19 protein-coding genes and 2 pseudogenes are annotated in these 19,205 nt (G+C 73.2%); 7 read left to right on the top strand and 14 right to left on the bottom strand.

Translation table 11 applies throughout. The annotated features are described in order from the left end of the window. Window positions 1-13: 13 nt before the first annotated feature. The 4 genes and pseudogenes from V6U89_RS19500 to V6U89_RS19485 form a co-directional block, all read right to left on the bottom strand. On the bottom strand, window positions 14-655 hold the full coding sequence (locus tag V6U89_RS19500) for a GNAT family N-acetyltransferase (protein ID WP_334572759.1): 642 nt from the start codon (window positions 653-655) through the stop codon (window positions 14-16). Between the two features lie 108 nt (window positions 656-763). Then, window positions 764-1,972 carry a low temperature requirement protein A gene (locus V6U89_RS19495; protein ID WP_334572758.1) on the bottom strand — a complete coding sequence of 403 codons (1,209 nt, stop codon included), beginning with the start codon at window positions 1,970-1,972 and terminating at the stop codon, window positions 764-766. Between the two features lie 412 nt (window positions 1,973-2,384). Then, a pseudogene (locus tag V6U89_RS19490) lies at window positions 2,385-2,876 on the bottom strand (O-acetyl-ADP-ribose deacetylase); the annotation flags it as partial. An 88-nt stretch (window positions 2,877-2,964) separates the two neighbouring features. After that, entirely contained in the window at window positions 2,965-3,705 is a 741-nt protein-coding gene (locus V6U89_RS19485) for a class I SAM-dependent DNA methyltransferase (protein ID WP_334572757.1), read from the bottom strand. A 142-nt stretch (window positions 3,706-3,847) separates the two neighbouring features. Here V6U89_RS19485 and V6U89_RS19480 point away from each other — a divergent pair, with 142 nt between their 5' ends. Next, a complete protein-coding gene (locus V6U89_RS19480) occupies window positions 3,848-4,426 on the top strand; it encodes a dienelactone hydrolase family protein (protein WP_334572756.1) in 579 nt (192 codons plus the stop codon). Between the two features lie 73 nt (window positions 4,427-4,499). Next, window positions 4,500-5,915, top strand: a complete 1,416-nt coding sequence (locus V6U89_RS19475; RefSeq protein WP_334572755.1) for an RNA-guided endonuclease InsQ/TnpB family protein — start codon at window positions 4,500-4,502, stop codon at window positions 5,913-5,915. 66 nt (window positions 5,916-5,981) lie between these two features. Here the strand turns inward: V6U89_RS19475 and V6U89_RS19470 are convergent, their stop codons facing one another. After that, a complete protein-coding gene (locus V6U89_RS19470; RefSeq protein ID WP_334572754.1) occupies window positions 5,982-7,055 on the bottom strand; it encodes a sigma-70 family RNA polymerase sigma factor in 1,074 nt (357 codons plus the stop codon). 69 nt (window positions 7,056-7,124) lie between these two features. Here V6U89_RS19470 and V6U89_RS19465 point away from each other — a divergent pair, with 69 nt between their 5' ends. Then, window positions 7,125-7,958: an alpha/beta fold hydrolase gene (locus tag V6U89_RS19465; protein WP_334572753.1), complete on the top strand. Its 834-nt coding sequence runs from the start codon at window positions 7,125-7,127 to the stop codon at window positions 7,956-7,958. 55 nt (window positions 7,959-8,013) lie between these two features. On the opposite strand, the gene V6U89_RS19460 is transcribed toward V6U89_RS19465, so the two are convergent. Then, window positions 8,014-9,261: a hypothetical protein gene (locus V6U89_RS19460; RefSeq protein WP_334572752.1), complete on the bottom strand. Its 1,248-nt coding sequence runs from the start codon at window positions 9,259-9,261 to the stop codon at window positions 8,014-8,016. A gap of 175 nt (window positions 9,262-9,436) precedes the next feature. Here V6U89_RS19460 and V6U89_RS19455 point away from each other — a divergent pair, with 175 nt between their 5' ends. After that, window positions 9,437-9,928, top strand: coding sequence for a nitroreductase/quinone reductase family protein (locus V6U89_RS19455; protein ID WP_334572751.1), 492 nt, complete (start codon window positions 9,437-9,439; stop codon window positions 9,926-9,928). Window positions 9,929-10,270: 342 nt separating this feature from the next. Here the strand turns inward: V6U89_RS19455 and V6U89_RS19450 are convergent, their stop codons facing one another. The 5 genes and pseudogenes from V6U89_RS19450 to V6U89_RS19430 form a co-directional block, all read right to left on the bottom strand. Beyond that, window positions 10,271-11,512 (bottom strand): RNA polymerase sigma factor, encoded by a 1,242-nt coding sequence (locus tag V6U89_RS19450; protein WP_334572750.1) that lies wholly within the window; start codon window positions 11,510-11,512, stop codon window positions 10,271-10,273. Beyond that, window positions 11,512-11,907, bottom strand: coding sequence for a YciI family protein (locus tag V6U89_RS19445; RefSeq protein ID WP_334454715.1), 396 nt, complete (start codon window positions 11,905-11,907; stop codon window positions 11,512-11,514). Before V6U89_RS19445 ends, V6U89_RS19450 begins: the two co-directional genes overlap by 1 nt. Window positions 11,908-11,994: 87 nt before the next feature. Next, the gene (locus tag V6U89_RS19440) at window positions 11,995-12,189 is read right to left on the bottom strand and encodes a DUF397 domain-containing protein (protein ID WP_280841405.1); all 195 of its coding nucleotides are present in this window, start codon (window positions 12,187-12,189) and stop codon (window positions 11,995-11,997) included. After that, a pseudogene (locus tag V6U89_RS19435) lies at window positions 12,177-12,533 on the bottom strand (DUF5753 domain-containing protein); the annotation flags it as partial. The pseudogene V6U89_RS19435 and the gene V6U89_RS19440, both read right to left, overlap by 13 nt. Beyond that, window positions 12,497-12,730, bottom strand: a complete 234-nt coding sequence (locus V6U89_RS19430; protein ID WP_334572885.1) for a class I SAM-dependent methyltransferase — start codon at window positions 12,728-12,730, stop codon at window positions 12,497-12,499. The gene V6U89_RS19430 and the pseudogene V6U89_RS19435, both read right to left, overlap by 37 nt. A 173-nt stretch (window positions 12,731-12,903) precedes the next feature. Between V6U89_RS19430 and V6U89_RS19425 the strand changes: the two genes are divergently transcribed. The 3 genes from V6U89_RS19425 (at window position 12,904) to V6U89_RS19415 (ending at window position 14,851) form a co-directional block, all read left to right on the top strand. Then, window positions 12,904-13,113: a hypothetical protein gene (locus V6U89_RS19425; RefSeq protein WP_334572749.1), complete on the top strand. Its 210-nt coding sequence runs from the start codon at window positions 12,904-12,906 to the stop codon at window positions 13,111-13,113. A gap of 208 nt (window positions 13,114-13,321) precedes the next feature. Next, on the top strand, window positions 13,322-14,080 hold the full coding sequence (locus V6U89_RS19420; protein ID WP_334572748.1) for a neutral zinc metallopeptidase: 759 nt from the start codon (window positions 13,322-13,324) through the stop codon (window positions 14,078-14,080). A 123-nt stretch (window positions 14,081-14,203) separates the two neighbouring features. Next, entirely contained in the window at window positions 14,204-14,851 is a 648-nt protein-coding gene (locus V6U89_RS19415) for an HAD family hydrolase (protein WP_334572747.1), read from the top strand. Window positions 14,852-14,909: 58 nt separating this feature from the next. On the opposite strand, the gene V6U89_RS19410 is transcribed toward V6U89_RS19415, so the two are convergent. The 3 genes from V6U89_RS19410 to V6U89_RS19400 form a co-directional block, all read right to left on the bottom strand. Next, the gene (locus V6U89_RS19410; protein ID WP_334572746.1) at window positions 14,910-17,459 is read right to left on the bottom strand and encodes an ABC transporter permease; all 2,550 of its coding nucleotides are present in this window, start codon (window positions 17,457-17,459) and stop codon (window positions 14,910-14,912) included. After that, a complete protein-coding gene (locus V6U89_RS19405) occupies window positions 17,459-18,226 on the bottom strand; it encodes an ABC transporter ATP-binding protein (RefSeq protein ID WP_280841395.1) in 768 nt (255 codons plus the stop codon). The genes V6U89_RS19410 and V6U89_RS19405 overlap by 1 nt, the downstream gene beginning before the upstream one ends. A gap of 477 nt (window positions 18,227-18,703) precedes the next feature. After that, a partial coding sequence (locus V6U89_RS19400) for an amylo-alpha-1,6-glucosidase (RefSeq protein ID WP_442933952.1) occupies window positions 18,704-19,205 on the bottom strand: 502 nt, incomplete at its 5' end.

Here is a 19,205-nt window from a genome sequence, read left to right as displayed (position 1 = left end):
TCCGGCTGCTGGATCAGAGGCCGAACGAGGCTCGGCAGGCGTCCATGCCGTCCACCGTCACGGCTGGCCGCTTGTGCTGGCGCCACCGCTGCAGGGTCAGACGCAGGCGGTCCGAGACGACGGCCTCACCGTCGCGCGCATCGACGGAAATCCCGTCGTGCTCGTAGCCGAGTTTGCGCGATACGCCTTGCGAGGAGTGGTTGTCCTGGAACACCTCGGTCAGTGCGGCGGTGGCGCCGAGATGATCGAAAGCAAGGGTGAGCAGTCCGGCTCTGGCTTCCGTTCCATAGCCTCTGCCCTGATGATCCATGCCGAGCCAGGCCGAGGTCGTCACCTGTCTGACGACCGGGAAGTCCCGTGCGCGAAGCGTGACCTTGCCGATCGGCTGGCCCGCCCGGAAGACCCCCATCCCGAGCTGCCACGCTGCCACGTCCCAGGAGGCAAGCTGGTCCCAGTGCCCTTGCAGGACGGACCGCGCCCGGTCCGCATGGCTGCCGTCGGTCCACGGGGTCAGGAACGGCCGCTCGCCGGGACGATGCACGCCCTGGCCGGCGAGATCGGCTAGCGCAGCCAGTTCCTCCTCGCGTGGCAGGCGCAGCTGCAGGTGCGGTGTGACGATGGTGAGACCGTAGAGCGGCCACAGATCGGCGAGCATGTCCCGCATCCTGTCGGTCAAGATCCGTCTGGGCAAGCGAGATACGTCGACAGACTGGTCTCGCGGAAGTGGATGGGCCAGCTTCCTCAGCCACCCGACGCCACGACGTCAATGTCGGTCTTCCGGGGGCCGTGGCGGGCGTTCGTCCTCAGCCGGGGCCGCAGACCCGTCCGAGCGCTGCCGTCTCATAAGCTCCACTGCCGCGACTCCCAGCAGGACGATGGGGGTGCCGAAGCCCAGAACCAGGTTCGACACGTGCGGGGCGGCCGGCACGAGGGCGACGGCGGCGAGGACGCCGACCACGTGCGAGAGCGGGATGTGTCCGAGGACCTCGTGGTCGAGGGCGGCCCGCCCCAGCAGGAACAGGACCGCGCCGCCCAGAATGAGCGCGGTGATGGTGTCGTCCGGCCGCTCCGTGGGATGCTCGATGACCCGCATGAATCCGGCCGCGACGCCGACCACGCCCACCACCATGAGCCAATGGACGTACGGGTTGGTCTGGACGAGCCGCTCCCGGTGCGGGGACCGCTCGATGGCGATACTCAGCCGGGCGCCGGTTCCCCGGGCGTAGCTCCACCACAGCAGCACGGCCGCGACGAACGCGGTGGCGAACGCGGTGATCCGGCCGGCGCTGAACGGCATGTCGCTCAGGGAGAGGACCGTGACCAGGATGAGCTCGCCCAGGGTGAGGACGTAGATCTGCTGGTACCGCTCGGCCAGGTGCTCCGGCACCACGTCGTACCTGGGCAGCGGCGGTCGCCCGGGGAGCGGGAACCGCAGGCCGAAGCCGAGGTAGTCCACCGCCAGCGCGGCCAGCCACACGACGAGACGGGTACCCGGGGAGGGAATCAGGCCGCCGGTGATCCACAGGACTCCGGACACCGTGGTCCAGAGCAGAACCCGTTTCGGGCGCTGCTGCTCCGGCCGGCCCCGCAGCGACGGGATGACCACCAACGCCCGACCCCAGTTGATCCCGGCCCAGGTGGCGCCGAACACCAGGCCGTGATCGCCGAACGCGGTCGGCAGGGCGGCGGACATCAGCATGCCGCCGAACATGATGCCCAGGATCACGAGCTGGACGGGTCGCGCCTGAGGGCTGTAGAGGTCGGTGAAGGACGTGGTGGTCACCCAGACCGCCCAGAGCGTCGACAGGGCGAGCAGTGCCTGGGCGATACCCGTCCAGCTCTGCTCGGTCGCCATCTTCGTCGAGGCCAGGGTCAGGGTGGCGATGGCCGCGAGGTCGAAGAAGAGCTCGAGTAGATCGGTCCGCCGTGCACCGCCCGGCCCCCGCGTTATCAGCCGGCGACCAGCATCCATCACTTCGGCCTTCTCGATCTCGCGACGCCGGGCCGCCCTCTCGGATCTGATCCCGGGGAACGTCGACCGCCGGTGTCGGGACGCACTGATCGCCCTGGTGCTCAGTCCGGGCGTCGGGCAACGTCCAGGTCCGTCGGCCGACCGGAGCCTTCCGGGTACGCGGCAGGGCAGCGGTCGGTGCTCCGGGTGACTTCACACCGCCATGGTCAAAGCTAGTAGACGCGGGGGCGGGCGACCGGGCGATTGTCGAACTGTGTGCTGGGCCCTGCGGCGCTCAGCAAGCCCCGGGGTCCCGCCACGACGCGCCGTCCCTGGTCCGACCGGCGAGACGCCGGCCTCGGTGCCGCCGCCGGGTAACCGGCTCATTCCATGGCTCGAAGCGGGAGCTCCCGGTCGTGGTTCCATCCTGCGCCGCCCTTGTCAGCAGCTGGTACGTCGCTTCGTCGAAGGCGACCAGGCGGACACGCTCAACCTGGGTGGGCGTGGCTCGGATGGTCGAGATCGCGATCGTCGCCGCCCGCTCGGGCGGGAAGCCGTACACGCCGGTGGCGATGGCGGGGAAGGCGACGCTGCGGGCGCCGACCTCGTCGGCGACGGCGAGGCTGCGCCGGTAGCACGAGGCCAGGGTGTCGGCCTCGCCGTGGCCGCCGCCCTGGCACACCGGGCCGACGGTGTGGATGACGTGGCGCACCGGTGGGTCGAGGTCGAACGCCGGTGTGGCGACCGCGTCGCCGGCGTCGCAGGGCGCCAGCGCGGCACCCGCCCGGGCCAGTCGCGGTCCGGCCGCCCGGTGGATCGCCCCGTCCACACCGCCGCCACCCAGCAGCGATTCGTTGGCCGCGGTGACGATGGCGTCGACGTTCTCGGCGGTGATGTCACCGAGCACCACTTCGATCGCGGGCATGCCCCATCATGTCACCGGGCGATGCGGCAGGTGGTCCGAGCGGCACGGGACCGCTGTGGCGCGAGGGCAGGTGGCGCGCCCCGGGGGTTCAGTCGGCGGGCTTCTCCCAGACCGAGACGTGCTGGCGGCTCTCGCTGGTGAACGGCGCCCGGTTCCATCCGTCCCAGCGGTTCCGCAGTCGCAGTCCGGCGAGCTGTGCCATCAGGTCGAGTTCCGCCGGCCACACGTACCGGAAGGGGATCGACCGGTACTCCCCGCGACCGTCGACGATGCGGACGTAGTTGGAGCTGGTCGCCTGGGTGGCGACGTCGTAGACGTCGTACGCCCATCCGGTCGGGGACACGTGGAAGGGCAGCACGTTCTGGCCGGGCGGGAGCCGGCGCAGCTCGGGGACCAGTACCTCGATCACGAAGCGGCCACCGGGGGCCAGGTGCGCGGCGGCGTTGCGGAAGCAGGCCACCTGGGCCTCCTGGCTGGTCAGGTTCATGATCGTGTTGAAGACCAGGTACGCCACGGAGAAGGTCCCGTCCACCCGGGTGGTGGCGAAGTCGCCGATCGTCAGGCCGATCGCGTCGCCGCCGGGCTTGGCGCGCAGCCGGTCGACCATCGCCCGGGACAGGTCGATGCCGTGTGTCGGCACACCGCGGGCGGCCAGCGGCAGCGCGACGCGTCCGGTCCCGACGCCCAGTTCGAGGGCGCGGCCGGCGCCAGCGAGCTCGGCCAGCACGTTGACCGTGGCCGCCACGACGGCGGGGTCGAACATCTCGCTCGTCGGGTCGTCGTAGGTCGCCGCCACTGCTTCGCCGAAGTAGCCGTCCGCATCCCGCATCGCCGGACCGTACCGCCGGAGCCGGCGGCGGCGCCCGTGATTTACCGGTCGTCCAGGGCCGTGCCGCTCGCCAGAATGTCGGGCGTGCGGGGCATCATCCTGGACGGCGCGCACGAGCAGATTCCACGGAGAGGGACGTCGCATGGCTGAGGTGCTGTTGTTCCACCACGCGCAGGGGCTGACACCGGGTGTCCGCGACTTCGCCGACCGGCTGATGGCAGCCGGGCACACGGTGCACACGCCGGACCTCTACGACGGCAAGACCTTCGACACCCTCGAGGAGGGCCTCGACTACGGCCGGACGGTCGGATTCGACGTGATCCTGGAGCGCGGGCGGCGCACGGCCGAGGGGCTGCCCGCCGGGCTGGTGTACGCCGGGTTCTCCCTCGGGGTCATGCCGGCGCAGTTGCTGGCCCAGACCCGATCGGGCGCGACGGGCGCCCTGCTCTTCCACAGCTGCATCCCGACGTCCGAGTTCGGCGGGGAGTGGCCGGCCGGCGTGCCGGTCCAGGTGCACGGGATGGACGCCGACGAGTTCTTCGTCGACGAGGGTGACCTCGACGCCGCCCGCGCCCTCGTCGCAGCGGCCCCGGACGCCGAACTGTTCCTGTACCCCGGTCCGCAGCACCTGTTCGCCGACAGCAGCCTGCCCTCCTACCACGAGCCGGCGGCCGCGCTGCTCACCGAGCGGGTGCTGGGTTTCCTCGACCGCATCGGCTAGTGCCGTGTCCACAAACGTTGGCTGGGTGGGTCGGGTTGGGAGAATGTCGTAGGGGTGGTGTTCGCTTCGGTTTGTGCCTCGCCGTCGGGATCCCGCCGCCGAGCGGGTCGTGCACCGCACCGCGCGTGTCGCTGTGCGGGTCACGCCAGGGCAGCGGCGCCGGTGTTTCGGACTGCTGCGCTCCGCCGGTGACGTGTGGGCGTGTGTGGTGGAGGTCAACGCGTGGCGGCGCCGCCGCTGGGACACGCCGCTGGCCGGCTATCAGCAGTTGTGTCGCGAGCTGGCGGCATCCGGGCCGGGCACGTTCGCCGAGTTGAACTCTGTGGGTGCCCGCTCGGTGTTGCGCCGGTTTTCGGATGCGTGGTTCGCGGCGGCGAAACGCCGCAAGGACGGTGACCTGTCGGCCCGGTTCCCCCGTCGCCGGCGGGGGTTGGTGCCGGTGCGCTGGTATCACGGCACGTTCACCCTCGACGGGCGCCGGTTGCGGATTCCCACCGCCAGAGGCACCGCGCCATTGTGGGTGCGCCTGGCCAGGGAGGTGCCGTATCCGGCCGAGCAAATCCGGTCGATCACGCTGCTGTGTGAGGGTGGGCGCCTGTTCCTCGACGTGACCGCCGAGGTGCCGGTGACGGTCTACCCGGCCGGTGAACAACCGGACCCGGGCAGGGTGGCAGGGGTGGACCTGGGGATAACCCACCCCTACGCGGTGGCCGGCCCCGACGGGGAAGGGCTGCTCGTGTCGGGGCGGGCGATCCGCGCCGAGCACCGCATGCACCTAACCGACACGAAAGCCCGCCGCCGTGCTGTCTCACGCCGGGCACCGAAGCCGGGCCAGAAGGGGTCGCGGCGGTGGCGGCAGTACCGGCGTCGGGCACGCCTAGTCGAGGGCCGGCACCGGCGTAGGGTCCGTCAAGCCCAGCACGAGGCCGCCCGCGGCGTCGTTTCGTGGGCGGTGCGGCAGCGGGTCGGTGTGCTGCATGTCGGTGACCCACGGGGTGTGCTGGATCTTTCCGCGGGGCGGCGGCACAACCTGCGGTTGCGGCAGTGGCAGATCGGCCGGCTCCTGCAGGTCCTCACCGACAAGGCCACCCTCGCCGGCATCACCGTCCGGCTGGTCGACGAACGCGGCACCTCCTCCACCTGCCCGGCCTGCGCCCGCCGGGTACCGAAACCCCGCGGGCGGACCCTGTCCTGCCCGCACTGCGCGTTCTCCGGGCACCGCGACCTCGTCGCGGCCGCCAGCATCGCCACCCGAACCCCGGGCGGCGGACCCACCACCCCGACAGCCGTCGTGCTGCCGCAGGTGGTCACGCACGTCGAGCTGGCCGGCACCTCCCTGGTGCCGGACGGTCCCGACGTGACCCGCGGCGCCCAGCATGGGTGGCGCGAGGATCAGTTGGCCCGCGGAGGCCCGCCCCACCACCCGGTGGGGAGTCGCTCGCCCACCCGGCGAGGATCCAACACCCACCGGATACCCGGTGAACGTTAGTGGACACCGCACTAGCTGCCCGGCCGCCGGCAGCACCAGCGGGACAACGAATTCGCGCCGCCCCGGTCACCGGGGCGGGCCGCTGCCGTCCTCGCCCGCCGGTGGCAGCGAGTCCGGCAGCCCGAACCCGGCGAAGTGCTCGGCCCCCAGGAACGAGGTGATCTCGGCGATCCGCCCGTCCCGCAGCGTCAGCACGTTGATCGACCACGCCAGGTACGGGCCGGCGTCCTGCGCGCGCAGGTACGAGGCCACCGCCGGCTGCCCGTTCGCGCCGGTCGTCCGGTGCCGCCAGCTCCCGCACCGGGTCATCGGCAGCTCGCGGGCGAAGTCGGTGACCGCAGCCAGCCCCCGGTACCACTGCGGCAGCGGCGGCATCGACCAGGTGACGTCCTCGGTCAGCAGCGCGACCAGCGCCTCGGTGTCGCCGTTCTCCAGGGCGGTCGCGTAGCCGGTGACGATCTCCCGCAGCCGGCTGTCGTCGACGCGGCGCAGGGCCCGCTGCTGGCTGACCGCCGGCACCCGGTCGGCCACCAGCCGCCGGGCGCGCGCCAGCGCGGAGTTCACCGAGGCGACCGAGGTGCGCATCATGGTGGCGATCTCGGCGGCGGAGAAGCCCAGCACCTCGAAGAGCAGCAGCGCCGCGCGCTGGTTGCCCGGCAGGTGCTGCAGGGCCGCCACGAAGGCCAGCTCGACGGCCTCGCGCTGCTCGTAGCGTACGTCGGGGGCGGCTGGACCGGCGGCGAGCCCGGCGTCGGGGTAGGGCCCCAGCCACGCGACGTGGCCCGCCGGGGCGCTGTCCAGCACCGCCCGTTCGCTGGCCGGGCCGAGGTCCACCGGAAGCGCCCGGCGGGCGCGCCCGGCCACCGCGTCCAGGCAGGTGCGGGTGGCCACCGTGTACAGCCACGAGCGCAGCGAGCTGCGCCCCTCGAAGCGCGGCAGCCCGCGCCACGCCCGCAGCAGCGCCTCCTGGAGGGCGTCGTCGGCGTCGTGCGCGGAGCCGAGCATCCGGTAGCAGTGGGCGTGCAGCTCCCGGCGCAGCGGCGCCACCAGGTCGTCGAACGCGCCCCGGTCGCCCTCGCGCGCCCGGTCCAGCCCGGCGTCGCGGGCGTCGTCGGTGACGCGCGGAGAAACAGCCCTCACGAGCGACGATTCTGCCGTACGACGGAAGTCTCCACTCCGAACGCGCACGCCCCGACCCGGGAGGACCCGATGAGCAGCACATCCACCGCACCTGTCACCACCGCGACCCTGGAGGTCCCCGACGGGCGACTGCACTACGAGGTACGCGGACGGGGGCCGCTGGTGGCGCTGGTCGCCGCCCCGATGGACGCCGGGGCGTTCGCGCCGCTGGCCGACCTCCTGGCCGCCGACCACACGGTGCTCACCACCGACCCGCGTGGCATCAACCGCAGTCTGTTGCACGACCCGCACCAGGACTCGACCCCGCAGTTGCGCGCCGACGACGTCGCCCGGCTGATCGCCCACCTCGACGCCGGCCCGGCCGCCGTGCTCGGCTCCAGCGGCGGCGCGGTGACCGTCCTCGCCCTCGCCCAGGCCCACCCGGAGCGGACGCACACCGTCATCGCGCACGAGCCGCCGCTGATCGGCCTGCTCGCCGACCGCGCGGACCGCTTCGCCCGGGAGGACGCCATGATCGCCACGTACCTGGCCGGGGACCGGCTGGGCGCGGGGCGGCAGTTCCTCGCCAACGCGAACATCGAGCTGCCCGAGCCGGTGGTCCAGGGCATGTTCGGCGGCGAACCCGAGCCGCAGGCCGCCGCCGACGAGCACTTCCAGTACGTCCACATGATCCGCGGGACCACCCGGTACCAGCCGGACGTCACCGCGCTGCGGGAGGGCCCGACCCGGGTCGTCGTGGGGCTGGGCGAGGAGTCGACCGGCCAGGTCTGCGACCTCACCTCCCGGGCGCTGGCCGGGGCGCTCGGCACCGCGCCGACAATGTTCCCCGGTGGCCACATCGGCTTCGTGGAGGACCCGAAGCGGTTCGCCGCCCGCCTGCGAGAGGTCCTCGCCGAGGACTGACGGCGGCTACGGTCGGCCGGTCGATCCTCGGCCGGTTCGCCTACCACCGGCCGCCTCACTCGTCCAGGCGCTCGGCGGCCGCGGCCCGCACCTCGGCCGTCTCGATCGGGTCGTCGCGCAGATAGCGCAACCGTTCCCGGGCCGTGCCGTCGAGCACCACCCGCCGGGCCGACAGCAGCCGCACGTCCGCCTCGCAGTCCCACAGGCCCTCGGCGAAGCGCCGGTGCACCCCGACCGGGTCCAGCGCCGCGTGCGCCCGCAGGTAGGCGGCACGTTCGTAGGAGTGCGGGCTGAACCAGAGCCGGCGCAGCCTGGGCAGAACCTCCCGCGCCCGCGCCCCGCCGATCCGGGCCAGCCCCTCGACGAGCTGGTCGTAGCCGCACCGGTCGTCGTGCGTGTCCAACCAGTCCAGCCCGGACAGCAGCGCCGGGACGTCGCCGGCGTCCCCATGGGCGGCGAGCAGTTGCAGCGCCGGCCAGGTCAGCGGGTGGGCGTCGGCGCGTACCCACGCGCGGGCGGCCGGCAGAGCCGGCGGGCCGACGGCGAGCAGCGGTCGGCTCAGCGGACCGGCCAGCCCGGCGGCGGCCAGCTCCTCCGCCATGTCGAGCAGGGCCGGTTCGGGCGGGCGGAAGCCCAGTTCGCGCAGGACCATCCGCCACTGGGCGGAGCGGTCCCGGTCGCGCAGTATCGCCAGCAGCACCGTCGACGGCTCGTCCCACCCGGCCCGGTGCGGCCGCCGCGGTCCGTCGTCGCGCACCGCGTCGGCGATGCGCGGGTCGCGGTCCGCCCAGGCCCGCCAGGGCAGGCACCGCCGCCACTCGCGGGCCTGGGCCAGCGCGTCCGGCCGGCTCAGCACCGCCGGGTACAGGTCGTCCCACCACGCCTCGGGCCACGTGCGCGCCACCTGCGTGAGTGCCTCGTTCCACCGGGGCCCCTCCCGGACGTACCGGCGCACCCCCTCGACCGCCTCCTCGACGCCGGCCCGGCCGAGCACGTCGAGGACCTCCAGGGTCGCGGTGAAGGCGTTGTCGTCGTCGTGCTCCTCGTCGGGTGAGTCGTACCATTCGCGCAGGATCGGCTCCAGCGGCGGTGCGAGGTCCCGGACCAGGCGAGCCAGGTAGACGCCGCGCTCGTCCACCACCCACCAGAACCGCCGGTCCCGGCGCAGGCAGTCGCGTACCAGGTCGGGGGCCGCCGGGTTCACCATGGCGCGGTGCCCTCCACGGCCCAACCCGCGTTGCAACGCCCCGGCAAGGGTGCTGGACGGGGCGTAGTGCCAGCCGTGCTCCTCGCCGTCGCTCATCGGGCGATAGTGTGCCGCCTGCGCACCGGGGCGGCATCCGGATTACCCGCCCGGCACCAGAGCGCCCCTGGCCGGTCGGCGGCGCGCAGACTGGAGACTCTCGCCGCGTGTCGCGGTCCCGCGTCCCGGGGCACCGCGACACGCCGCATCCGAGTCGGGACCGCAGGAGGTGAACGTGCGCCGCGTCGTCAAGCTGCTGTACGAGGCCCAGCGCCGGCTGTACCCGGGTGATCGCCCCAGCCGGCTGGCCCGGGTGCTCAACCGGCTGGACGCCGCCCAGTTCGCCACCGGGGTGCTCGCCCCGCGCCGCGCGGTCACCCTGGAGGTACCCGGGCGGCGCACCGGCCGGAGGATCGCCGTGCCGGTGGTGGTGGCCGACCTCGACGGCGACCGTTACCTGGTATCCATGCTCGGCGAGAACGCCAACTGGGTACGCAACGTCCGGGCGGCCGGCGGCCGGGCGGTGCTGCGCCACGGCGGGCGGGAGCCCGTGCTGCTGCGGGAGATCGACGTGGCCCGGCGCGCCCCGATCCTGCGCCGCTACCTCGCCCTCGCCCCCGGCGCCCGGCCGCACCTGCCGGTCGACCGGCGCGCCCCGCTGGCGCAGTTCGCGGCGGTCGCCGCCGGTTACCCGGTGTTCCGGGTGGAATCCGCGCCCCGACCCTGACCGGACTCGATCAGGTCGACTTCGTGCGTCGGATCGCACCAGCGCGTCGACGGCGCCGCCGGCCTCGGCTTCGCTGTGCCCGAGCGGGATCGCCCGGCATGGGGAGACGGGGATGGAATCCACGGTGGAGGAACCGACGCCGCGACGGGGACGCGGGCGCGGGTGACTCGCGGTTCTCATGGCCGGGCGCTGGCCGGCAGCGCGGCCGGGATGCTGAGCCTGCGACCGAGCGCCGGCAGCGGACCGAGCTGGTCGCCGTCGAGCCGGGAGCCGTCGGGTGCTGACCACGCTGCCCGATGCCACCAGGGTGCTGGTGCCCGAACCGGCAGTGGTGAGACCGGCTCAGCCGGCGTCGGCGAGGCGGGCGGCGCGGGCGTACAGGTAGCGCTGTTGCGGCAGGTTCATCGACCGCCGCGCCGCCTCCTCGTACGCCCCGCGCGCCGCGCCGAGGTCGCCGATCCGTTCGAGCAGGTGTGCGCGGGCGGCGGGCAGCCGCGGGTCGGCGGTGAGCCGCGGGTCGGCCGCCAGCCCGGCGAGCAGGTCGAGCCCGGCGGACGCGCCCCGGGCCATGGCCACCGCGACCGCGTGGTTCAGCGCCACCACCGGGTTGTCGGAGAGGCCGGTGAGCACCGCGTAGAGCGCCTCGATCTGCGGCCAGTCGGTCTCCTCGGCGTTCGGGGCCTCGTCGTGCAGCGCGGCGATCGCCGCCTGCACCTGGTACGGCCCGACCTCGCCGCGCGGCAGCACCGCGCTGACCAGCGCGACGCCCTCGGTGATCTGATCGGCGCGCCAGCGGCTGCGGTCCTGCTCGGCCATCGGGACCAGCTCGCCGTTCGGCCCGACCCGGGCCGGCCCCCGCGCGTCGGTGAGCAGCATCAACGCCAGCAGCCCGGTCACCTCGGCGTCGTCGGGGAGCAGCCGGTGCAGCATCCGGGCGAGCCGGATCGCCTCGGTGGACAGGTCCACCCGGCGCAGCAGCGGGCCGGCCGTGCTGGCGTACCCCTCGTTGAAGATCAGATAGAGCACGTGCCGGACGGCGGCCAGGCGGGCCTCCCGGTCCGGGCCGGTGGGCAGGCCGAACGGCACGCCGCTGTCCCGGATGCGCTGCTTGGCGCGGGTGATCCGGCGGGTCATCGTGCCCTCCGGGACCAGGAAAGCCCGGGCCACCTCGGCGGTGCTCAGGCCACCGACGGCCCGCAGGGTCAGTGCGATCTGCGCGGCCGGGGGCAGCTCCGGGTGGCAGCAGAGGAAGAGCAGCACCATGCTGTCGTCCTCCGGGGACCGGCGGTCCGCCGGGGGAGCGAGCCACTGCTCGGGTGGCAACCGCCGGGCGACGTCGTCCTCGCGCCGCCGCCGGGCCTGCTCGCTGCGGAGCAGGTCGGTCAGGCGACGCGCCGCGACGGTGATCAACCAGGCGCGCGGATCATCGGGTACGCCGTCGATCGGCCACCGCGTCGTGGCCGCCAGCAGCGCCTCCTGGGTGGCGTCCTCGGCGGTGTCGAAGTGCCCGTAGCGGCGCACCACCGCGCCGAGGACCTGCGGCGTCAGGCGGCGCAGCAGGTCCTCGACGGCGTCGGCGGTCATCAGCCGTTCAGGTCCTCGATGCCCTCGGCGACCGGCCGCACGTCGACGTACTCGCCCTCGGCGTCCGGGTTGACGAACCGGGCGGCGATCTGGGTGGCCCGGTCGAAGCTGTCGCACTCCACGATCGTGAAGCCGGCCAGCACCTCCTGCGTCTCCGGGTAGGGGCCGTCGGTCACCACGGGCGCGCCCTGGCGCAGCTGCACCCGCCGGGCGTGCACCGGGGCGGTCAGCCCCCGGCCGTCGACCAGCTCGCCGGACTCGGCGATCTCCTTGTGCACCGCCTCCATGTGGGCGTGCATCGCCGCGACCTGCTCCGGCGACATCGGCGGTGGGTTGTCGCCGGGGCGGCCCGCCATCGCGTCGTAGTCCCGCTGCGAGCCGTACAGCATGATCATGTACTTCACGGTGTCACTCCTCTCGGCCGGCCCCGGGTGGGCCGTCACCGGGAACGTCGGAGCCGCCGGGCCGAGCCGGACAACGGGTCAGGGCCGGGCGGCGACCCGAGTGACGAACGCCTGCCAGGCGGCGCGGCTGAAGGCCAGGGTGCCACCCGCGCGGTCCTTCGTGTCGCGGACGAGAATGACGCCGGGAAGGTTGTCGGCTACCTCCACGCAGGCACCGCCGTTGGAACTGCTGCGGGTGCTGGTACGCCACCGCGCGCCGGTCAGGTCATCCATGCTCGTGCTCTCAGGAGATCGATGGTCTGGTCGCGCGGAAGCGCTACCGACCTGACGGTATCCCAGACCGCCCACACGGGAGCAACGCCGTTTGTGATGCGACCGGCCGACTGGTCGTCCAGGTAGCCGACCTCCTCACCATCCGGTGTCGTCGCGATGATGAACGGCCCCGCCTGGCCGGGATGAAGCCCGGCGCGTAGTGGCAGCACGTGAACCATGACGCTGGGCCGCTGCGCCATCGTGATCAGGTGATCCAGCTGGGGGTTCATGACTTCGGGGTCTCCGCGGCGAAGCGCCGCTTCGTCGATCACGAAGACCGCCAGCGGTGGCCGTGGACGGTCGAAGCCACGGCGGCGTCCACGCCGCCGGTGGCCACCGGTAGGTGCGGCAAGGCGGCGTGGGCCAGGCGGGCGTCGGGCACGGCCCGCCGGGCGCTGGCCAGCATCGACGCCTCGGCGTCCACCGCGACCACGGTGGCGCCACGACCGGCCGCCAGCGCCGCCACCGTGCCGGGACCGGTGCCCACGTCGAGCACCCGCATGCCGGCCCCGGCGCCCGCCGCGTCCAGCACCGCCCCCGCCGGGTACGCGCACAGCCGGGCGAGACTTCGCTCGTACGCCGCTGCCCGCCCCGCCCAGCGTTCCCGTTCGTGGTCGTCGAAACTGGCCCCCGTCATGGGTGCGCAGCCTAGGGGTCCGGGTCTACCGTGGATCCATGATGACCTGGGTGATACTCGGGGTGCTCGGTGCGGTCGTGGCGGCGGCGGTCGGCTGGGTCGCCTGGCGCGACCGGGAGCGGACAGCCTCCGCGGAGGACCGGGGTGCCGGGCAGGCTGCGCTGGTGGAGCAGCAGCGGTACGAAGCGGCCCGGCACGCCACCCAGGGCCACGTCACCCATCGCGGCCACAATTCCGGAACGTGGTAGGTGAGGCACCGCGCCACCCACGAAGAGAGCCCTTCCCGCGCCGGCCCGTCCAGCTCCACCCGGACCCGGATGGCGGTGGTGCTGCTCCTCCTGCAGGACGGCTGAACCGCGGCCGTCCGCCCGTGGTCCCCGTGGCCGTCGCCCGGCATGATCATTCCACGGTCGGGGTACACCGACCGCATCGGCCGCGACGCCTGGGAGGGCAACTGTGACGGCACGCTCGGGATCGCAGTCGCGCGGCTCGCTCGCCGCGGCGGTGGTGGCGCTGGTGGTGGCGGCCGGCTGCGCCGTGGGCGGGGTGGGGGAGAGCGGCCCGCAGGCGCCGCGCGAACCGGCGCCGGGCCAGTCCCGCCAGGCCGCCTCGCCGGGCCCGGACACCACCCGGGCCGACGGCACCACCAGCGTCGAGGAGTTCAAGACCGACATCGGCCACGCGGTGAACATCGCCGAGGACTACTGGGGCACCCAGTTCAAGGCCTCCGGCCAGCAGTTCCGCCCGATCCGTCGGATCGTCCCCTACCAGCGCGAGGGGGAGGTCGCCTGCGGCGGCCAGGCGCTGCCGCGCAACAACGCCGTCTACTGCTCGCAGGGCGACTTCATCGCCTACGACGTCAACTGGTCGGTGGCCGCGTTCCGCCAGGTCGGCGACGCGTTCGTGTTCTACCTGCTCGGCCATGAGTACGCCCACGGCATCCAGGTCCGCCTCGGCATCCGCTACAACTTCACCATCCAGCAGGAGTTGCAGGCCGACTGCATGGCCGGGGCGTACCTGGGTGACTCGGTCCGCTCGGGAGTGCTGAAGCTGGACACGGGCGACCTCGACGAGTTCCGTGAGGGGCTGCTCGCCGTCGGCGACGACCCCGACCAGCCGTGGTTCGCGGAGGGCTCGCACGGCACCGCCGAGCAGCGCACCGACTCGTTCTTCCGCGGCTACGAGAACTCCCTCGACGCCTGCGACCTCGGCTGAGCGGGATCGCCCAGGTCACCTTCCTCGGGGAGGGCGGTGGGCCGCCCGGGCCGGGCTGAGAGGATCGGCCCGACACACCCCGGCCGGAGGAGGCCCCCGCTGAGCAGCCCACACCCCGCCGCCGTGCTCTTCGACATGGACGGCACCCTGGTCGACAGCGAGAAGCTGTGGGACGTCGCGCTGCGCGAGCTGGCGGGCGAGTACGGCGGCACGCTCTCCGACGCCGCGCGGCACGCGGTGATCGGCACGAGCATGGCCGAGTCGATGCGGATCGTGCACGACGACCTCGGCCAGCCGGAGCGCGACCCGCAGGTGAGCACCCGCTGGATCAACGCTCGCATCCTGGAGCTGTTCCGCACCGGGCTGCGCTGGCGGCCCGGCGCGCTGACCCTGCTGCGGGCGGTACGCGCCGCCGGCATCCCCACCGCGCTGGTGACCTCCAGCGGGCGACCGCTGGTCGAGGTGGCCCTGGACACCCTCGGGCGGGACAGCTTCGACGCGGTGGTCTGCGGCGACGAGGTGGACCTGGCCAAGCCGCACCCCGAGCCGTACCTGACGGCGGCGCGGCTGCTGGACGTGCCGATCGGCCGGTGCGTGGCGATCGAGGACTCGCCGGCCGGGGTGGCCAGTGCGCTCGCCGCCGGCGCGGCGGTGCTGGCGGTGCCCGCGGAGGTGCCGATCGCGCCGATCGACGGCGTACACCAGGTGGAGAGCCTGACCGCGGCGGACCTGGAGCTGCTGGCCGCGCTGCTCGGCGAGCCGCCGGCCTGAACCGCGCGCGAAGGGGCCCCGCCGGTCGGCGGAGCCCCTTCGTCGTCCCTGCTGCGGATCAGTCGTGCGCGATGGCGCCCAGCACGTTGATCCGCGCGGCGCGCACCGCGGGCAGCACCGCGGCGATCACCCCGATGATCGCGGCCAGCCCGAGGAAGATCCCCATCTGGCCCCAGGGCAGGATCAGGTCGGTGATGCCCTCGTCCTTGAGCGCCTCGACCACCGCCGCGCCGAGGCCGGTGCCGACCACCACGCCGAGCAGCGCGCCGAAGACCGAGATCACCACCGCCTCGACGGTGATCATCCGCATGGTCTGCGCCCGCCGCAGCCCGATCGCCCGCAGCAGGCCCAGCTCGCGGGTCCGCTCCAGCACCGACAGGGCCAGGGTGTTGATGATGCCCAGCACCGCGATCACGATGGCCAGCGCCAGCAGGATCTGGATCATCCGCAGCGGGGTGTCCAGCTGGCTGGTCTGCTGCTCGATGAAGGCGGCCCGGTCGGCCACCGACACCTCGGGACTGTCGGCGAGCAGCGTCTCGACCTGCGGCTGCACGTCGGCGACCCGGGTGCCGGGGGCGAGCTGCAGGAAGCCCTGGATCGGCTGCGGGATGGCGAAGTCCTTGGCCGCCTGCGGCGGCAGCACCACCGGGTTGGTCAGCTGCGAGCTCTCGTAGATGCCGCTGACCGTGTACGTGCGGGCCTCGCCCCGGGACAGCTGGACGCTGACCTTCGAGCCGACCGACACGTTGCGCGACGTCGCGGTGTCGGAGCTGAACAGCATCTGATCCGGTGCCAGCCGGCTGATGTCACCGGCGGTGGCCTTCGCCCCGAAGATCCGCTCCAGCGACGCGACGTTGCTCGACGCCGCCACCCAGGTGCGCTCGCCGTTGACCACCGCCATGTCGCCGTACTCGCCGTCGACCATCTGGACGCCGGGGATGGCGGCCGCCTTCTCCAGCACCGCCGGGTCGAAGCTGGGCGGCCGGGGACCGCCCTGCACCCCGGAGATCACCAGCTCCGCCTTGATCTGGTCCTCGGCCAGCGCGCTGATGCTGCCCTTGGCCGAGTCGAGGATCACCGTCACGCCGGTGACCAGCGCGATGCCGACCATCAGCGCCGCCGCGGTGATCGCGGTGCGGCGCGGGTTGCGACCCGAGTTGAGCCGGCCCAGCTTGCCCGGCACCGACCAGGCGAACAGCGCCCCGAGCAGGGAGACCACCGGCCGGCTGATCAGCGGGGTCAGCAGCGCCACCCCGATGAAGGCGAACAGCACGCCGCCGAGGATGGTGGCCAGGGTGTTGTCCCCGGCGTTGCCGCTGAGCCCCAGGAAGAGCAGCGTGCCGCCGATCCCGGTGACGATCGCGCCGGCCACCGTCACCTTGGTCAGCGGGCGGTCCGGGGTGGCCACGTCCTGCATCGCCGCGATCGGCGGGATCCGCGAGGCCCGCAGCGCCGGCAGCAGCGCCGCCACCACGGTGATCACCAGACCCACCGAGAACGCGCCGATCACCGCGGCCGCCGGCACGCCGATGCCGGCCAGCGCCAGCCCGCCCGCCAGCTTGCCGAACAGGTACGCCAGCAGCGCGCCGACGCCGATGCCGGCGCCCAGGCCGAGCACGGAGGCGATCAGGCCCACCGCCACGGCCTCCAGCACCACCGAGCCGATGATCTGCCGCCCGCTGGCCCCGATGGCCCGCATCAGGGCCAGCTCCCGGGTGCGCTGCGCCACGATGATCGAGAAGGTGTTGAGGATGAGGAAGGTGCCGACCAGCAGCGCCACCGCGGCGAAGCCGAGCAGGATCTTGTTGAAGAAGGAGAGCCCCTCCTTCAGCCCGGCCGAGGCGTCGGCGGAGAGCTGCTCGCCGGTCTTGACCTCGTAGTCGCCGCCGACCGCGGCGGCGATGTCGTCGCGCAGCGCGGTCTCGCCGACCCCGTCGGCGGCCGTCACGCTGATGTTGGTGAACACGTCCGGCTCGCCGAGCATCAGCCGCTGCGCCACCGGGGTGGTGAAGGCGACCTCGTTGGCGCCGCCGAGGGAGTCCCGGTCACCGCTGTAACCGAAGACGCCCACCACGGTGAAGTCCTTCTTCGGCTCCAGGGTCAGCACGCCGACCCGGTCGCCGACCTTCACCTTCGCGGCCTGCGCCAGCGCCCCGTTGATCACGATCTCGTCGTCGGCGCGCGGCTCACGGCCCTCGCGCAGCTTGACCAGGTCGCTCTCGCCCACCCAGTTCTCGCCGAGCTGCGGCGGCCCGAACGAGGTGACCACCTTGCCGTTGCTGCCGATCAGGCGGGCGCCGTCGGCGGCGACGATCCCGGTGGCCTCGGCCACCCCGCCGACCGTGCGGACCTTCTCCAGCGTCGCGGCCGGCATCGCCGCGGGCACCTGCTCACCCTCGGTCTCGCTGAGTTCGATCTTCGGCTTGGCGGAGACGTTGACGTCGACACCCTCGTACGCGTCGGCGAAGACGGCGTCGAACGAGCGGCCGAGCGTGTCGGTCAGCACGAACGCGCCGGAGACGAACATGACGCCCAGCACCACGGCCAGGCCGGAGAGGATGAGGCGCACCTTGCGCGCCAGCAGGCTCTTCCACGTCGCGCGGAACATCAGCGCGCCACCTCGGCCGGGGTGTCGAGCTTCTTCATGGTGTCCAGCACGGTGTCGGCGGTCGGCTCGATCAGCTCCGAGACGATCTGCCCGTCGGCCAGGAAGATCACCCGGTCCGCGTACGCGGCGGCGGTCGGGTCGTGGGTCACCATCACGATGGTCTGGCCGTGCTGGCGTACCGAGTTGCGCAGGAAGTTGAGCACCTCCGCGCCGGAGCGGGAGTCGAGGTTGCCGGTCGGCTCGTCGGCGAAGATCACCTCGGGTCGGGCGACCAGCGCCCGGGCGCACGCCACCCGCTGCTGCTGACCGCCGGAGAGCTGCGCCGGGCGGTGCCCCAGCCGGTCCCGCAGGCCGACCGTGTCGATCACCGTGTCGTACCAGGCCTGCTCGGGCTTGCGGCCGGCGATGGAGAGCGGCAGCAGGATGTTCTCCTGGGCGGTCAGCGTCGGCAGCAGGTTGAACTGCTGGAAGATGAAACCGACCTTGTCCCGCCGCAGCTTCGTCAGGCCGGCGTCGCCGAGCCCGGTCACCGTCGTGTCGCCGATGTGCACCGTGCCCTTGGTGACCGAGTCCAGCCCCGCCAGGCAGTGCATCAGCGTGGACTTGCCCGAACCGGACGGGCCCATGATCGCCGTGAACCGGCCACGCTCGAACTCGGCGCTCACCCCCCGCAGCGCGGCGACCTGCGCCTCGCCGCTGCCGTACACCTTCCACACGTCGCTGGCCCTGGCCGCGGCCTGCGCCTGCCGGCCTACCGTCGCCGTCACGTCATATACCTCTTCCGTCTGCCTGCGGTGATCCCCCGCCGCCCCCGCTGGTCGGTGGGGCTGGTTCCATCCTCGATGCCGCGCGCCCCGATTCCGTCCGACTCCCGGTGGAGCGGATGCGGATTTCGCACTGCGGGTCGGCCCCGACCCGGGATCAGGGTTGCCCCTGAGCCGACGACCGGTCGAGCGCGTTTCCGCCCGCCGGGACGGCGCCGGAACCGACGCTAGAACCTGACGCCACGTCATGGTCAACCGCGCCACACCGTCCTCAGTCACGGTAGGTGACGACGGCAACAGTGCCGTCGTGCCACCGGCGGCCTTTTGCGTACGCTCCGCGACGTAGCCGGCGGTTGCTCGCGCGGGCGACGCCGGCAGCGGTGCTCGTGGGCGCGGGGCGCAGGCGGGTAGCCGGCATCCCGGCCACTGTCCTGCCGTACGGCCCGGCGGCGTAGGACGTCCCGTGGCCACTCGCGGCGGTCAGTGCCGCTCCGGGTGGGCGCGTCCGAGGGCGCCGGCCCGGCCCCACCGGCCGGGAATGCCGAGCAGCTCGATCCGGCCCATGCCCGGGGGCACGGCCGGCCTGGTCACCAGGTGGTCTCCCCGGGGTTCCATGCCGAGCATGGTCCGCAGCAACAACAGCGGGGTGCCCGTGGACCAGGCCTGTGGACTGCACGCCGTGGGATACAGCACGGGATACCGGGTCAGCGTCCGGTCGTACCCGCCGAAGGCCTCCGGCAGCCGGCCCTGGAAGAACCCGGCGGCGTCGATGATGCCCGCCGCGATGCGGCCCGCCTCATGGGTGAAGCCGTAGCGGCGCAGCCCCCAGGCGATGAACGCGTTGTCGAAGGGCCAGACGGTGCCGACGTGGTAGCCGATGGGGTTGTACCGGCCCTCCCCCTCGGCGAGGGTGCGTACTCCCCAGCCGGAGAAGAGGCCGGGGCCGAGCAGGTGTTCGGCGATCTTCCCAGCCCGGGATTCC

The organism is Micromonospora sp. CPCC 206171 (genome assembly GCF_036906755.1).
In the GTDB taxonomy this organism is placed as follows: Bacteria; Actinomycetota; Actinomycetes; order Mycobacteriales; family Micromonosporaceae; genus Micromonospora; species Micromonospora purpureochromogenes.
This window is presented reverse-complemented; position numbering and strand designations above follow the sequence as displayed.

Bases quoted from the DNA above. Each gene is read 5' to 3' on its own strand.
- V6U89_RS19500 (WP_334572759.1), bottom strand. From the start codon at position 655: ATGCTCGCCGATCTGTGGCCGCTCTACGGTCTCACCATCGTCACACCG.
- V6U89_RS19495 (WP_334572758.1), bottom strand. From the start codon at position 1,972: ATGGATGCTGGTCGCCGGCTGATAACGCGGGGGCCGGGCGGTGCACGG.
- V6U89_RS19485 (WP_334572757.1), bottom strand. From the start codon at position 3,705: ATGCGGGATGCGGACGGCTACTTCGGCGAAGCAGTGGCGGCGACCTAC.
- V6U89_RS19480 (WP_334572756.1), top strand. From the start codon at position 3,848: ATGGCTGAGGTGCTGTTGTTCCACCACGCGCAGGGGCTGACACCGGGT.
- V6U89_RS19465 (WP_334572753.1), top strand. From the start codon at position 7,125: ATGAGCAGCACATCCACCGCACCTGTCACCACCGCGACCCTGGAGGTC.
- V6U89_RS19460 (WP_334572752.1), bottom strand. From the start codon at position 9,261: ATGAGCGACGGCGAGGAGCACGGCTGGCACTACGCCCCGTCCAGCACC.
- V6U89_RS19450 (WP_334572750.1), bottom strand. From the start codon at position 11,512: ATGACCGCCGACGCCGTCGAGGACCTGCTGCGCCGCCTGACGCCGCAG.
- V6U89_RS19445 (WP_334454715.1), bottom strand. From the start codon at position 11,907: ATGATCATGCTGTACGGCTCGCAGCGGGACTACGACGCGATGGCGGGC.
- V6U89_RS19440 (WP_280841405.1), bottom strand. From the start codon at position 12,189: ATGGATGACCTGACCGGCGCGCGGTGGCGTACCAGCACCCGCAGCAGT.
- V6U89_RS19430 (WP_334572885.1), bottom strand. From the start codon at position 12,730: ATGCGGGTGCTCGACGTGGGCACCGGTCCCGGCACGGTGGCGGCGCTG.
- V6U89_RS19425 (WP_334572749.1), top strand. From the start codon at position 12,904: ATGATGACCTGGGTGATACTCGGGGTGCTCGGTGCGGTCGTGGCGGCG.
- V6U89_RS19410 (WP_334572746.1), bottom strand. From the start codon at position 17,459: ATGTTCCGCGCGACGTGGAAGAGCCTGCTGGCGCGCAAGGTGCGCCTC.